Below are 13,991 nucleotides of genomic sequence, written 5' to 3'. Positions count from 1 at the left end.
AACACCCGGTAACGTAGCGGCCCGTGACTACCTGGATCTGGGCCGGCGTGGCCGTGGTGCTGTTCGGCATGTACCTGAGTTGGACGGCCGGCCGGCTGGACCGGCTGCACGCCCGGATCGACGCCGCCCGCGCGGCGCTGGACGCGCAGCTGGTCCGCCGGGCCTCGGTGGCGATGGAACTCGCCACCTCCTCACTGCTGGACCCGGCGGCCTCGCTGCTGCTGCTGGACGCGGCGCACGCGGCCCGGCTGGCGGACGACGAGCAGCGCGAGGTGGCCGAGAGCCAGCTGAGCCTGGCGCTGCGGGCGGTGTTCGCCGAGCCGGAGCAGGTGGCGGTCCTGGTGGCCGAGCCGGGCGGCGAGGACGCCGTCAGGGACCTGACCACGGCGGTGCGCCGGGTGCCGATGGCCCGTCGGTTCCACAACGACGCGGTGCGGGCGGCCCGGGCGGTGCGCGAGCACCGGCTGGTGCGCTACTTCCGGCTGGCCGGAAAGGCGCCGTTCCCGCTGGCGTTCGAGATGGACGACGCCCCGCCGCCGGCCCTGACGCCCGAGGGCGCGCCGTCCTGAGAGCGGTCCCGAAAGCGGCCGGAAATCGACGCACGGATAGGGCCTGTTTGTCGCATCTCGCCGTCCGGCCTGGACTGGGTGGCGCATGGATGCGTCAATTCATGCGCCTACCATAGGGCGATAGCACTGGTTCATCTTCGAGTGAGGTCTCACGTGTCCACCACCCCCATCACCGCAGACCAGCCGCAGATCGGCACCGCCCGGGTGAAGCGCGGCATGGCCGAGCAGCTCAAGGGCGGTGTGATCATGGACGTGGTCAACGCCGAGCAGGCCAAGATCGCCGAGGACGCCGGCGCTGTCGCCGTCATGGCGCTGGAGCGGGTCCCCGCCGACATCCGCAAGGACGGCGGCGTGGCCCGCATGTCGGACCCGAACATGATCGAGGAGATCATCGGCGCGGTCTCGATCCCGGTCATGGCCAAGTCCCGGATCGGCCACTTCGTCGAGGCCCAGGTCCTGCAGTCGCTCGGCGTCGACTACATCGACGAGTCCGAGGTCCTGACCCCGGCCGACGAGGTCAACCACTCCGACAAGTGGGCCTTCACCACCCCCTTCGTCTGCGGTGCCACCAACCTGGGCGAGGCCCTGCGCCGCATCGCCGAGGGCGCGGCCATGATCCGCTCCAAGGGTGAGGCCGGCACCGGCAACGTCGTCGAGGCCGTCCGCCACCTGCGCCAGATCAAGAACGAGATCGGCCACCTGCGCGCCCTGGACCACAACGAGCTGTACGCCGCCGCCAAGGAGCTGCGCGCCCCGTACGAGCTGGTCAAGGAGGTCGCCGAGCTCGGCAAGCTGCCGGTCGTGCTGTTCTCCGCCGGTGGTGTGGCCACCCCGGCCGACGCCGCGCTGATGCGCCAGCTGGGCGCCGAGGGCGTCTTCGTCGGCTCCGGCATCTTCAAGTCGGGCGACCCGGCCAAGCGCGCCGCCGCCATCGTGAAGGCCACCACCTTCTTCGACGACCCGAAGATCATCGCGGACGCTTCCCGCAACCTGGGCGAGGCCATGGTCGGCATCAACTGCGACACCCTGCCGGAGACCGAGCGCTACGCCAACCGCGGCTGGTAATCGCCCCCTTCCATGAGCCGGCCCGCCGCAGCGCCTCGGTGCGCGGCGGGCCGCGCCACGTACGTCCGTAGAACGATCGAACGAGGTTGAAGACCGTGAGCACTCCAGTCATCGGCGTCCTCGCCCTGCAGGGCGACGTCCGCGAGCACCTGGTCGCGCTGGCCGAGGCCGACGCGCTCGCCCGCCCGGTGCGCCGTGCCGAGGAGCTGGCCGAGGTCGACGCGCTGGTGATCCCCGGCGGGGAGTCCACCACCATGTCCAAGCTGGCGCTGCTGTTCGGCGTGATGGACCCGCTGCGCGAGCGGGTCGCCGCCGGCATGCCGGTGTACGGCACCTGCGCGGGCATGATCATGCTGGCCGACAAGATCCTGGACGGCCGCGAGGACCAGGAGACCGTCGGCGGCATCGACATGACCGTGCGCCGCAACGCCTTCGGCCGCCAGAACGAGTCCTTCGAGTCCGGGATCGCGTTCAAGGGCCTGGACGACGCGCCGGTGCACGCCGTGTTCATCCGCGCCCCCTGGGTGGAGGCGGTCGGCGCGGGCGTCGAGGTGCTGGCCGAGCTGCCGGCCGCGGACGGCCCGGAGAGCCGGATCGTGGCGGTGCGCCAGGGGAACCTGCTGGCCACGTCCTTCCACCCGGAGCTCACCGGCGACCACCGGGTGCACGCCTACTTCGTGCGGATGGTCGAGGAGCACCTCGCGGTGGCCGCGCGCTGACCGTGTGCGCCTTATCGGTGACGACACCGGTAAGATCTCATCTGTTCATTTCCCTTTGGCGACGTAAAGGAGCTGGCGATGTCCGGCCACTCTAAGTGGGCTACCACCAAGCACAAGAAGGCCGTGATCGACGCCAAGCGCGGCAAGCTCTTCGCCAAGATGATCAAGAACATCGAGGTGGCGGCTCGCACCGGCGGGCCCGACCCGGCCGGCAACCCGACCCTCTACGACGCCATCCAGAAGGCGAAGAAGAGCTCGGTCCCGATCGACAACATCAACCGCGCCGTCAAGCGCGGTGGCGGTCTGGAGGCCGGCGGCGCCGACTACCAGACCATCATGTACGAGGGCTACGGCCCGAACGGCGTCGCCGTCCTCATCGAGTGCCTCACCGACAACCGCAACCGCGCCGCCTCCGACGTGCGCGTCGCGATGACCCGCAACGGCGGCTCGATGGCCGACCCGGGCTCGGTGTCGTACATGTTCTCCCGCAAGGGCGTCGTCATCGTCCCCAAGGCCGACGGCGTGGACGAGGACAAGCTCTTCGAGGTCGTCCTGGACCAGGACCCGGAGGAGATCAACGATCTCGGCGAGGCCTTCGAGATCATCTCCGAGGCGTCCAACATGGTCGCGGTCCGCACCGCGCTGGTCGACGCCGGCATCGACTACGACTCCGCCGAGGCCAACTTCGTGCCGAGCATGCAGGTCCAGCTGGACGCCGACGGCGCCCGCAAGATCTTCAAGCTGATCGACGCGCTGGAGGACAGCGACGACGTGCAGAACGTCTTCGCCAACTTCGACGTCAGCGACGAGATCATGGCCGAGATCGACGCCTGATCGAACACGTCCCCTCCGCCCGGCAGCCCTCGTGGCCGCCGGGCGGAGGTGTGTTCGGGGCGGATTGTCGGTGCGGGCCGGTAGCCTGCGGGGGTCGTGGAAAGGCGGGCGTGACGTGCGGGTACTGGGCGTGGACCCGGGGCTGACCAGGTGCGGTGTCGGCGTGGTCGAGGGCGCGCCGGGCCGGCCGCTGCGGATGGTCGGGGTCGGTGTGGTGCGCACTCCCGCCGACGCCGAGACAGGGCAGCGGCTGCTGCTGGTCGAGCAGGGCATGGAGCGCTGGCTCGACGAGCACCGGCCGGACCTGGTGGCCGTCGAGCGGGTCTTCGCCCAGCACAACGTGCGGACGGTGATGGGCACCGCCCAGGCCAGCGCCGTCGCGATGCTGTGCGCCACCCGGCGCGGCATCCCGGTCACCCTGCACACCCCGAGCGAGGTCAAGGCCGCCGTCACCGGCTCCGGTCGGGCCGACAAGGCGCAGGTCACCGCCATGGTGCAGCGCCTGCTGCGGCTGGACGCCCCGCCCAAGCCCGCCGACGCCGCCGACGCGCTGGCGCTGGCCATCTGCCACATCTGGCGCGGCGGTGCGACCAACCGCATCGAGGCGGCGGTCCGGGCCGCCCGCTCCACCCCGTCGAACGGCACCCTGAAAGGAACCAGCCGGTGATCGCCTTCGTGCAAGGACCCGTGGCGGCCATCTCCGCCGGGATCGCCGTCGTCGAGGTCGGCGGGGTCGGCATGGCCGTGCAGTGCACGCCGAACACGCTGGCCGGCCTCCGGCTGGGGGAGCCGGCCAGGCTCGCGACCTCGCTCGTGGTCCGGGAGGACTCGCTGACCCTGTTCGGTTTCGCGGACGACGACGAGCGGGCCGTGTTCGAGATCCTGCAGGCGGCGCCGGGTGTCGGCCCGAAGCTCGCGCAGGCGATCCTCGGCGTGCACAGCCCCGACGCGCTGCGGCTGGCGGTGGCGAACGGGGACGAGAAGGCGCTGGTGGCCGTGCCGGGCATCGGGAAGGCCAAGGCGGCCAAGCTGCTGCTGGAGTACAAGGACAAGCTGGGCGCCCCGAACGGCAGCGTCCCGGCGCAGAAGCCGCTCGCCGCCGGGCCCGCGCCGTGGGGCGAGCAGCTGCACTCCGCGCTGGTCGGCCTCGGCTACGCGCCGCGCGAGGCGGACGAGGCGGTGGCCGCCGTCGCCCCGGAGGCCGAGGCGCAGTCGACGCCGGACGTCGGTGCGCTGCTCAGGCTCGCGCTGCGCAGCCTCAACCGTTCCCGCTGAAGCGATCTGACGACCTGTCCGTTTGTCGACATTGGAGCACGATTCGATGACCTCGTACGACGACCAGGCCGCCGACCGGCTGGTCACGGCCGCCGCCGACGGCGAGGACCAGGCGGTCGAGGCGGCGCTGCGGCCCAAGCTGCTGGGCGAGTTCATCGGCCAGGAGCGGGTGCGCGAGCAGCTGTCCCTGGTGCTCCAGGCGGCCCGCAAGCGCGGCGCCGCACCGGACCACGTGCTGCTCAGCGGCCCGCCGGGGCTCGGCAAGACCACCCTGTCGATGATCATCGCGGCCGAGCTGGGCGCCCCGATCCGGATCACCTCCGGCCCGGCCATCCAGCACGCAGGCGACCTCGCGGCCATCCTCTCCTCGCTCACCGAGGGCGAGGTGCTCTTCCTCGACGAGATCCACCGGATGTCCCGGCCGGCCGAGGAGATGCTGTACATGGCGATGGAGGACTTCCGGGTCGACGTGATCGTCGGCAAGGGCCCGGGCGCCACCGCCATCCCGCTGGAGCTGCCGCCCTTCACCCTGGTCGGCGCCACCACGCGGGCCGGTCTGCTGCCGCCGCCGCTGCGGGACCGTTTCGGCTTCACCGGGCACATGGAGTTCTACGCCCCGGCCGAGCTCCAGCGGGTGGTGCACCGCTCGGCCTCGCTGCTGGACGTCGAGATCGACCCGGCCGGTGCCGCCGAGATCGCCGGGCGCTCCCGCGGCACCCCGCGCATCGCCAACCGGCTGCTGCGCCGGGTCCGCGACTACGCCCAGGTGCGGCACGACGGCGTGGTCACCGCCGAGATCGCCGGCCAGGCGCTGGACGTCTACGAGGTGGACGCCCGCGGTCTGGACCGGCTGGACCGCGCGGTGCTGGACGCGCTGCTGCGACTGTTCGGAGGCGGACCGGTCGGTTTGTCGACACTGGCGGTCGCGGTGGGTGAGGAGGCGGAGACGGTCGAGGAGGTCGCCGAGCCGTTCCTGGTGCGCGAGGGCCTGCTCGCCCGGACCCCGCGCGGCCGGATCGCCACCGCCGCCGCCTGGCAGCACCTCGGGCTGACCCCGCCGGTCCAGACCGCCCGCGGCGCCGTCCCGGCACAGTCCGAGCTCTTCCCGGCCGACGAGGGCTGAACGGGTGAGGCTTGCTCCCCGGGTTTCCCGGCGGGCCCGTCTACCACACCGCACGGAGATCCGAGGGGAGGAATCCGGGGAATCCGTGCAGGCGGAGGGTCGCCACTTTCGGCGGCAGGATGCGATGCTTGGCGTTGTCCGATCAGTTCGGGGTCGCCTAGACTCCGCCGGACCGCCCCTCTCACCTGACGGGCCGACCAATACCACACAGGCTGCCGGCCCCGGCGGCCCGTAAAGGACCCTGGCTGCAGTGAACTTCATCATCCTTCTCCTCCCCGTCCTCGCGATCGTGCTCATGTTCCGGTCGCAGAAGAAGCGCCAGCAGCAGCAGCAGCAGATGCAGACCTCGCTGGAGGCCGGGGCGGGAGTGCGCACCATCGGCGGTCTGTACGCCCAGGTGAAGGCGGTCAACGAGGAGACCGTCGAGCTGGAGATCGCGCCCGGTGTGGTCACCCACTTCACCAAGAGCGCGATCGCGGCCGTCCTGGACCCGCAGGAGTACGACGCGATCATCAACGGCCGCCCCGCCGATGACGAGCTGCCCGAGCCGGAGGCCGAGGACGCCGACGAGGCGCCGGTCGAGGACAAGCCGCTGACGCTGACCAAGGACAGCGCCGAGAAGGGCGATGCCGAGGGCGGGGCTCCCGCGAGCAAGTAGTACGGTCGGGCACCCCGCCCGGCCGCGCGGCGCAGTGCCGCGAGCCCACAGGACCTCAGGGCCGCAGAACCGCCATGCCCCCGTTCCGCCACGAGCCGGACGGGGGTCCGGTCGGGGAGGTGGCATGGACAGGGAGAAACGAGCAAGGTGGCAACACCCAAGTCGCGCCCGCGCGACGGCTACCCAGGGCGGGCGCTGGCCCTCATCCTGGTCGTCACCGTCGGACTGGTCGCCCTCATGTTCGGGACGGGCAACACCAAGCCCCGGCTCGGGATCGACCTCGCCGGTGGCACCAGCATCACGCTGACCGCGAAGTCGACCGACCCCAAGGCGATCAACAAGTCCAACATGGACATCGCCACCGGGATCATCGAGCGCCGGGTCAACGGGATGGGTGTCTCCGAGGCGGAGGTCCAGACCCAGGGCTCGGACACGATCATCGTGAACATCCCCAAGGGCGGAGACCGGCAGAACACCGCGGAGCAGGTCGGCACCACCGCGAAGCTGTTCTTCCGCCCGGTCCTGGCCGTGGCGCCCAGCGGCCTCCAGGTCCCCGCGCCCACCTCCTCGCCCTCCGCCGGCGCCACCGGAACCCCGGCCGCGGCCCCGACGGCCACCGGCTCGGCCGCCCCGAGCGCCGCCGCCACCGGCACCCCCGGCGCGAGCGCCAGCGCCACCAAGCAGGGCCGTGCGGTCGGTGAGGCCCTCGCCGACGCCAGCCCCTCGACGGCCCCCTCCGGCGCGAGCGCCGCCCCGAGCGCCCCCGCCGCCACCGGCACCCCGGCCGCGGCCGCCTCGAGCACCCCGAGCGCGCCCGCCACCGCCCCGAACCCGGCCGACCTCGCCGCCGCGATGACCCAGGGCACCGTGCCGCCGGAGCTGTCCGCCGCGTTCGCCACCCTCGACTGCACCAAGCCCGAGGCGCGGCAGCAGCTGGGCCAGCAGGCCGAGGACAAGCCGGTCGTCGCGTGCTCCCAGAAGCCCGAGCGTGGCGGCGCCTACTCCAAGCTCGTCCTCGGCCCGGTGGCCGTGAAGGGCTCGGACGTCTCCAAGGCCCAGGCCTCGATCGACACCCAGCAGGGCGCCGGCTGGCAGGTCCAGCTCCAGTTCAACGACAAGGGCACCAGCGACTTCGCCGCCGTCACCGGCAAGCTGGCCGCCATGCCCGACCCGACCAACCAGTTCGCCATCGTGCTGGACAACGAGGTCGTGTCGCACCCGTACGTGCGCAGCGCCATCCCCGGCGGCACCGCCGTCATCTCCGGCAGCTTCACCCAGCCCGAGGCGCGGGACCTGGCCAACGTGCTGAGCTACGGCGCCCTGCCGCTGGAGTTCTCCAAGAGCGACATCACCACCGTCTCCCCGCAGCTCGGTGGTGACCAGCTCAAGGCCGGTCTGGCCGCCGGCGCCATCGGCATGCTGCTGGTGGTCGCCTACTCGGTGATCTACTACCGGGGCCTCGGCCTGGTCTCGATCGCCGGTCTGGTCGTCTCGGGGATCCTGACCTACTCGATCATGAGCCTGCTCGGCGGCGGGATCGGCTTCGCGCTGAACCTGCCGGCGGTCTGCGGTGCGATCGTCGCGATCGGTATCACCGCCGACTCCTTCATCGTGTACTTCGAGCGCATCCGCGACGAGGTCCGCGAGGGCGCCCCGCTGCGCCCGGCCGTCCAGCGGGCCTGGCCGCGGGCCCGGCGCACCATCCTGGTGTCGGACTTCGTGTCCTTCCTCTGTGCCGCGGTGCTCTACATCGTCTCGGTCGGCAAGGTCCAGGGCTTCGCGTTCACCCTGGGTCTGACCACCGCGCTCGACGTCGTGGTGATCTTCCTCTTCACCAAGCCGGTGATCACGCTGCTGGCCCGGCGCAGGTTCTTCTCCGACGGTCACCCGTGGTCCGGCCTGGACCCGAAGCGACTGGGCGCCCGCCCGCCGCTGCGCAGCAGCCGTCGCCGTAGCCCCTCCTCTGCCGCCGTGAAGGAGGCCTGACACCGTGTCACGCTTCTCCAATCTGGGCCACCGGCTCTACCAGGGCGAGGTCAGCTTCGACTTCGTCGGGCGCCGTAAGATCTGGTACTCGATCTCGGGTGTCATCGTCCTGCTCGCCGCCGTCGGACTGGCCATGGGCCTGCACCTGGGCATCGAGTTCAAGGGCGGTTCGGTCTACACCGTCAGCAAGCCGGGCCTCACCGTCTCGCAGGCGCAGGACACGGCCGACCAGGTCGTCTCCTCGCACCCGCTGGTGCAGTCGACGGACAACGGCAAGATCCGCATCCAGGTCAGCACCGACGAGTCGAAGAGCTCGGACGAGATCCGCTCGCAGCTCTCGCAGAAGATCGGCGTGCCGCTGGACACCGTCGAGGCTCAGGTGATCGGCCCCAGCTGGGGCAAGCAGATCTCCGACAAGGCGCTCACCGGTCTGATCGTCTTCATGATCCTGGTGACGGCCTACCTGGCGATCGCCTTCGAGTGGCGGATGGCGGTGGCCGCGCTGGTCGCCCTCATCCACGACCTCCTGATCACCATCGGCGTCTACGCCCTGGTGGGCTTCGAGGTCACCCCCGGTACGGTGATCGGCTTCCTGACGATCCTCGGGTACTCGCTCTACGACACGGTCGTCGTCTTCGACACCGTGAAGGAGAACACCAAGGGGCTCACCAAGCAGAACAAGCGCACCTACAGCGAGGCGGCCAACGCGGGCCTCAACCAGACGCTGGTGCGTTCGCTCAACACCACCGTGGTCGCCCTGCTCCCGGTCGCCGCGCTGCTGTTCATCGGTGGCGGCCTCCTGGGCGCCGGCACGCTGAACGACATCTCGCTCGCGCTGTTCATCGGCCTCGCGGCCGGTGCCTACTCCTCGATCTGCGTCGCCACCCCGCTGCTGGCGCAGCTCAAGGAGGAGCAGTCGGACATGAAGGCGCTGCGCAAGCGGGTCCTCCAGCACCGGGCCGCGGCGGACGCCAAGGGCGATGCGGTGCCGGCGGGCGAGGAGTCCGCGGACGAGGACCTGCAGGCGGGTATGGTCGGTCAGCGCGGCCGGTCGGCCGGCACCACGCGTGCCAAGGGCCGTCCGTCCTCCAAGCGCTGAGCCCCGACCCTAAGGACGCATCACCGTGACCACCGCCGACATCGCACTGGCCGACCTGCTGAACAGCCGGATCCGGGACGTCCCGGACTACCCGAAGCCGGGTGTGCTGTTCAAGGACATCGCGCCGCTGCTCGCCGACGCCGAGGCCTTCGGCGCCCTCACCCGGGCGCTGGCGGACCGGGCGAAGGCGCTCGGGGCGACGAAGGTGGTCGGCCTGGAGGCGCGCGGCTTCGTGCTGGCGGCCCCGGCGGCCTTCGCGGCCGGGCTCGGCTTCGTGCCGATCCGCAAGCAGGGCAAGCTGCCTGGCGAGGTGTTCCGGCGCTCGTACGAGCTGGAGTACGGCTCGGCGACGCTGGAGGTCCAGTGCGACGCCTTCACGCCCGGTGAGCGGGTGCTGGTGGTGGACGACGTGCTGGCCACCGGCGGGACCATCGGCGCCTCGCTGGACCTGGTCAAGGAGGCCGGCGCCGAGCTGGCGGGCGTCGTGGTGCTGATGGAGCTGGGCTTCCTGGAGGGCCGCGCGCGGCTGGCCGGGCACCTGGACGGCGCTCCGCTGGAGACGCTGGTCATGGTCTGAGTGCCCTGAGCGGGACATGAGTGAGGAGCGGCGGTCGGATCATCCGGCCGCCGCTCTTCGCCGTCCGCGGGTGCGTCAGGGCCCGGGCGGCTGAACACCCGGGCGCCCGGCTCGGTACCATGAAGATTCATCCCCTCCCGGTTGTGCCAGGCAGCGCGGCCCGTGCGAGGGGCCGGCCCCGGTGCCCCGAGGAGTGTCCTTGCCCGACGAGGTTGTGCCCACGGCCGCATCGGCCGCCCCCGAAGACCGTCCCACGCCCTCGGGGGCCACCCCGGCACGCCCGGCGCCGACATCCTCGCGTCCGCTCGCCCCCGCCGGCCGAAGTGCCTCCGCCGGCGGCATGCGCGCGCGCCTCGCCCGTCTCGGCGGCCAGCGCTCCAGTGTGCTCAACCCCGTCCTGGAGCCGCTGTTCCGCTCGATCCGGGCGAACGACCCGAAGGCCGACCCGGCCCTGCTGCGCGACATCGAGCGCGCCTACGCCGTCGCCGAGAAGTGGCACCGCGGGCAGAAGCGCAAGAGCGGCGACCCGTACATCACCCACCCGCTGGCCGTCGCGACGATCCTGGCCGAGCTGGGCATGGACGCCCCGACCCTGATGGCCGGGCTGCTGCACGACACCGTCGAGGACACCGACTACGGCCTGGAGACCCTGCGCAAGGACTTCGGCGACTCGGTGGCCCTGCTGGTCGACGGCGTCACCAAGCTGGACCGGGTCAAGTTCGGCGAGGCCGCGCAGGCCGAGACCGTCCGCAAGATGGTCGTCGCGATGGCCAAGGACCCGCGGGTCCTGGTGATCAAGCTCGCCGACCGCCTGCACAACATGCGCACGATGCGCTACCTCAAGCGGGAGAAGCAGGAGAAGAAGGCCCGCGAGACGCTGGAGATCTACGCCCCGCTGGCGCACCGGCTGGGCATGAACACCATCAAGTGGGAGCTGGAGGACCTCGCCTTCGCGATCCTCTACCCCAAGATGTACGACGAGATCGTCCGGCTGGTCGCCGAGCGCGCCCCCAAGCGGGACGAGTACCTGGCGACCGTGATCGACCAGGTCCAGGGCGACCTGCGCGGCGCCCGGATCACCGCCTCCGTCACCGGCCGGCCGAAGCACTACTACTCGGTCTACCAGAAGATGATCGTGCGGGGCCGGGACTTCGCCGAGATCTACGACCTGGTGGGCATCCGGGTCCTGGTCGACACCGTCCGCGACTGCTACGCGGCGCTGGGCACCATCCATGCGCGGTGGAACCCGGTGCCGGGGCGGTTCAAGGACTACATCGCGATGCCCAAGTTCAACATGTACCAGTCGCTGCACACGACGGTGATCGGCCCCGGCGGCAAGCCCGTCGAGCTGCAGATCCGCACCTTCGACATGCACCGGCGGGCCGAGTACGGCATCGCCGCGCACTGGAAGTACAAGCAGCGCGCGGTGGCCGGTGCGTCCAAGGTCCGCACCGACACCCCGACCCAGGTGCGCAAGGACGACAAGGCCGGCGCCGTCAACGAGATGGCCTGGCTGCGGCAGCTGCTCGACTGGCAGAAGGAGACCGCCGACCCGGGCGAGTTCCTGGAGTCGCTCCGCTTCGACCTGGCCAGCAACGAGGTCTTCGTCTTCACGCCCAAGGGCGACGTGATAGCCCTGCCGGCCGGCGCGACCCCGGTCGACTTCGCCTTCGCGGTGCACACCGAGGTCGGCTACCGGACCATAGGCGCCCGGGTGAACGGGCGGCTGGTGCCGCTGGAGTCGACGCTGGAGAACGGCGACACCGTCGAGGTGTTCACCTCCAAGGCGGAGAACGCCGGCCCCTCCCGGGACTGGCTGGGCTTCGTCAAGTCGCCGCGCGCCCGCAACAAGATCCGCGCCTGGTTCTCCAAGGAACGCCGCGAGGAGGCGATCGAGCACGGCAAGGAGGCGATCGTCCGGGCGATGCGCAAGCAGGGCCTGCCGATCCAGCGGATCCTCACCGGCGACTCGCTGGTCACCCTGGCCCACGAGATGCGCTACCCCGACATCTCCTCGCTCTACGCCGCGATCGGCGAGGGGCACGTCGCCGCGCAGAACATCGTCCAGAAGCTGGTCCAGGCGCTCGGCGGCGAGGAGGGCGCCACCGAGGACCTCGCCGAGACCGCGACCCCGACGCACGACAACCGCCGGGCGGTGCGCCGCCGGGCGAAGGGCGACCCGGGCGTGATCGTCAAGGGCGTCGAGGACGTCTGGGTCAAGCTGTCCCGCTGCTGCACCCCGGTGCCGGGCGACCCGATCGTCGGCTTCGTGACCCGCGGCAACGGCGTCTCGGTGCACCGCGCCGACTGCGTCAACGTCGAGGCGCTGAGCCAGCAGCCGGAGCGGATGATCGACGTCGAGTGGGCCGCCACCCAGTCCTCGGTCTTCCTGGTGGCGATCCAGGTCGAGGCGCTGGACCGCTCGCGCCTGCTCTCGGACGTCACCCGGGTGCTCTCCGACCAGCACGTCAACATCCTGTCGGCGGCGGTGCAGACCTCGCGCGACCGGGTCGCGATGAGCCGCTTCACCTTCGAGATGGGCGATCCGAAGCACCTCGGCCACGTGCTCAAGGCCGTCCGCGGCGTGGAGGGCGTGTACGACGTCTACCGCGTCACCTCGGCGCGCAAGTAGCCCGTACGCGAGCAGCCCGTACGCGCCGTACGCAAAGGGGCCCCGGCATCACCCGGGGCCCCTTTCGGCGTGCAGCGGGCTCAGCCGCTGAACTCCTCCTGGCTCTTGTGGGCCTGCTCCAGCAGCTCCTGCACGCCGGCCAGCTCGGACTCCAGCTTGGCCGCCTTGGCGGTGTTGCCGGCCGCGCGGGCCTTGTCCAGGTCGGCCCGGAGCTTGTCGGCCTTCGTCTGGAACAGGCCGACCATGCCGGCGGCGCGGGCCTTGGCCTCCGGGTTGGAGCGCTTCCACTCGGCGTCCTCGGCCTCGCGGATCACCCGCTCGACCGCGTTCAGCCGGCCGTCCAGCTTCGGTCGGGCGTCGCGCGGCACGTGCCCGATCGCCTCCCAGCGCTCGCTGATCTCGCGCAGCGCGGCCTTCGCGGCCTTCAGGTCGGTGATCGGCAGGATCGCCTCGGCCTCGGTGGCCAGCGCCTCCTTGAGCTTCTGGTTGCCCACCTGCTCGGCGTCCCGCTCGCTGAACACCGCGGAACGGGCCTGGAAGAAGACGTCCTGGGCGCCGCGGAACCGCGCCCACAGCTCGTCCTCGACGTCCCGCTGGGCGCGGCCGGCGGCCTTCCAGCGCGCCATCAGGTCGCGGTAGCGGGCCGCGGTCTCGCCCCACTCGGTGGACGAGGACAGCGCCTCGGCCTCGGCGACCAGTGCCTCCTTGGTCTGCCGGGCCTTCTCGCGCTCGGCGTCCAGGGTGGCGAAGTGGGCCTTGCGGTGCTTGGAGAAGACCGAACGGGCGTGCGAGAAGCGGTGCCACAGCTCGTCGTCGCTCTTGCGGTCCAGCCGCGGCAGGCCCTTCCAGGTCTCCACCAGGGCGCGCAGCCGGTCCCCGGCCTCCCGCCACTGGGTGGACTCGGCCAGCTGCTCGGCCTCGGTGACCAGCGCCTCCTTGGCGGTGCGGGTCTCGTCCTGGGCCTTGGCCCGGGCGGCCTTGCGCTCCTCGCGCCGGGTCTCGATCTCACCGGCGAGCGTGTCCAGTCGCTTGGCCAGGGCGTCCAGGTCGCCGACCGCGTGCCCCTCGGCCACCTGCGCGCGCAGGTGCTCCAGCGCGATCTGGGCGTCCTTGGCGGCCAGGTCGGTGGTGCGCACCCGCTTCTCCAGCAGGCCGATCTCCACCTCGATGCCCTGGTACTTGCGCTCGAAGTAGGCGAGGGCCTCCTCGGGCGAGCCGGCCTGCCAGGAACCCACGACGCGTTCGCCGTCGGCCGTCCTGACGTAGACCGTGCCCTGCTCGTCGACACGGCCCCACGGGTCGCTGCTCATAGCGCGTCCTCCACATGACGTCGCGCCCGCGCCGGGGCGGCGCGCGTCCGTCGTCCACAGTTGATGTGCGGCGGACCGAAGAGTCCGCCGTCCCGTCCGCCGTGCCTTGCTGCCGAGGGTGACGGCTAGGCGGGTCCGGGCACC

General features: G+C 71.5%; 13 protein-coding genes. 12 read left to right on the top strand and 1 reads right to left on the bottom strand.

Annotation, left to right across the window (positions count from 1 at the left end):
- Positions 1–68: 68 nt before the first annotated feature.
- From F7Q99_RS03745 to F7Q99_RS03690, 12 genes are all read left to right on the top strand, one after another.
- Positions 69–569, top strand: coding sequence for a hypothetical protein (locus tag F7Q99_RS03745; protein WP_153465767.1), 501 nt, complete (start codon positions 69–71; stop codon positions 567–569).
- Between the two features lie 153 nt (positions 570–722).
- On the top strand, positions 723–1,634 hold the full coding sequence (gene pdxS / locus F7Q99_RS03740; RefSeq protein ID WP_326846228.1) for a pyridoxal 5'-phosphate synthase lyase subunit PdxS: 912 nt from the start codon (positions 723–725) through the stop codon (positions 1,632–1,634).
- Between the two features lie 95 nt (positions 1,635–1,729).
- Positions 1,730–2,353, top strand: coding sequence for a pyridoxal 5'-phosphate synthase glutaminase subunit PdxT (gene pdxT, locus F7Q99_RS03735; protein WP_326846227.1), 624 nt, complete (start codon positions 1,730–1,732; stop codon positions 2,351–2,353).
- A 78-nt stretch (positions 2,354–2,431) separates the two neighbouring features.
- A complete protein-coding gene (locus F7Q99_RS03730; protein ID WP_153460052.1) occupies positions 2,432–3,187 on the top strand; it encodes a YebC/PmpR family DNA-binding transcriptional regulator in 756 nt (251 codons plus the stop codon).
- 115 nt (positions 3,188–3,302) lie between these two features.
- Positions 3,303–3,854, top strand: a complete 552-nt coding sequence (ruvC, locus tag F7Q99_RS03725; protein WP_326846226.1) for a crossover junction endodeoxyribonuclease RuvC — start codon at positions 3,303–3,305, stop codon at positions 3,852–3,854.
- On the top strand, positions 3,851–4,462 hold the full coding sequence (ruvA, locus tag F7Q99_RS03720; RefSeq protein ID WP_326846225.1) for a Holliday junction branch migration protein RuvA: 612 nt from the start codon (positions 3,851–3,853) through the stop codon (positions 4,460–4,462). The genes ruvC and ruvA overlap by 4 nt, the downstream gene beginning before the upstream one ends.
- A gap of 46 nt (positions 4,463–4,508) precedes the next feature.
- Entirely contained in the window at positions 4,509–5,585 is a 1,077-nt protein-coding gene (ruvB, locus tag F7Q99_RS03715) for a Holliday junction branch migration DNA helicase RuvB (protein WP_230210149.1), read from the top strand.
- Positions 5,586–5,835: 250 nt separating this feature from the next.
- The gene (gene yajC / locus F7Q99_RS03710; RefSeq protein WP_153460051.1) at positions 5,836–6,243 is read left to right on the top strand and encodes a preprotein translocase subunit YajC; all 408 of its coding nucleotides are present in this window, start codon (positions 5,836–5,838) and stop codon (positions 6,241–6,243) included.
- A gap of 147 nt (positions 6,244–6,390) precedes the next feature.
- Positions 6,391–8,229, top strand: a complete 1,839-nt coding sequence (secD, locus tag F7Q99_RS03705; protein WP_407697735.1) for a protein translocase subunit SecD — start codon at positions 6,391–6,393, stop codon at positions 8,227–8,229.
- A gap of 4 nt (positions 8,230–8,233) precedes the next feature.
- A complete protein-coding gene (secF, locus tag F7Q99_RS03700) occupies positions 8,234–9,328 on the top strand; it encodes a protein translocase subunit SecF (RefSeq protein WP_326846224.1) in 1,095 nt (364 codons plus the stop codon).
- Positions 9,329–9,353: 25 nt separating this feature from the next.
- The gene (locus tag F7Q99_RS03695) at positions 9,354–9,905 is read left to right on the top strand and encodes an adenine phosphoribosyltransferase (RefSeq protein ID WP_326846223.1); all 552 of its coding nucleotides are present in this window, start codon (positions 9,354–9,356) and stop codon (positions 9,903–9,905) included.
- Between the two features lie 181 nt (positions 9,906–10,086).
- The gene (locus tag F7Q99_RS03690) at positions 10,087–12,537 is read left to right on the top strand and encodes a RelA/SpoT family protein (protein WP_326846222.1); all 2,451 of its coding nucleotides are present in this window, start codon (positions 10,087–10,089) and stop codon (positions 12,535–12,537) included.
- 80 nt (positions 12,538–12,617) lie between these two features.
- On the opposite strand, the gene F7Q99_RS03685 is transcribed toward F7Q99_RS03690, so the two are convergent.
- Positions 12,618–13,847, bottom strand: a complete 1,230-nt coding sequence (locus tag F7Q99_RS03685) for a DUF349 domain-containing protein (protein ID WP_153460049.1) — start codon at positions 13,845–13,847, stop codon at positions 12,618–12,620.
- Positions 13,848–13,991: the final 144 nt, after the last annotated feature.

Origin of the sequence: Streptomyces kaniharaensis, from assembly GCF_009569385.1 — a bacterium.
Classification (GTDB): Bacteria; Actinomycetota; Actinomycetes; order Streptomycetales; family Streptomycetaceae; genus Kitasatospora; species Kitasatospora kaniharaensis.
Note: the sequence above shows the minus strand (reverse complement) of the source record. Positions and strands in the feature narration are given on the sequence as shown.

Excerpts from the sequence above, each read along its gene's own strand:
- ruvB (WP_230210149.1), top strand. The coding sequence starts at position 4,509 with ATGACCTCGTACGACGACCAGGCCGCCGACCGGCTGGTCACGGCCGCC.
- F7Q99_RS03730 (WP_153460052.1), top strand. The coding sequence starts at position 2,432 with ATGTCCGGCCACTCTAAGTGGGCTACCACCAAGCACAAGAAGGCCGTG.
- F7Q99_RS03745 (WP_153465767.1), top strand. The coding sequence starts at position 69 with ATGTACCTGAGTTGGACGGCCGGCCGGCTGGACCGGCTGCACGCCCGG.
- F7Q99_RS03685 (WP_153460049.1), bottom strand. The coding sequence starts at position 13,847 with ATGAGCAGCGACCCGTGGGGCCGTGTCGACGAGCAGGGCACGGTCTAC.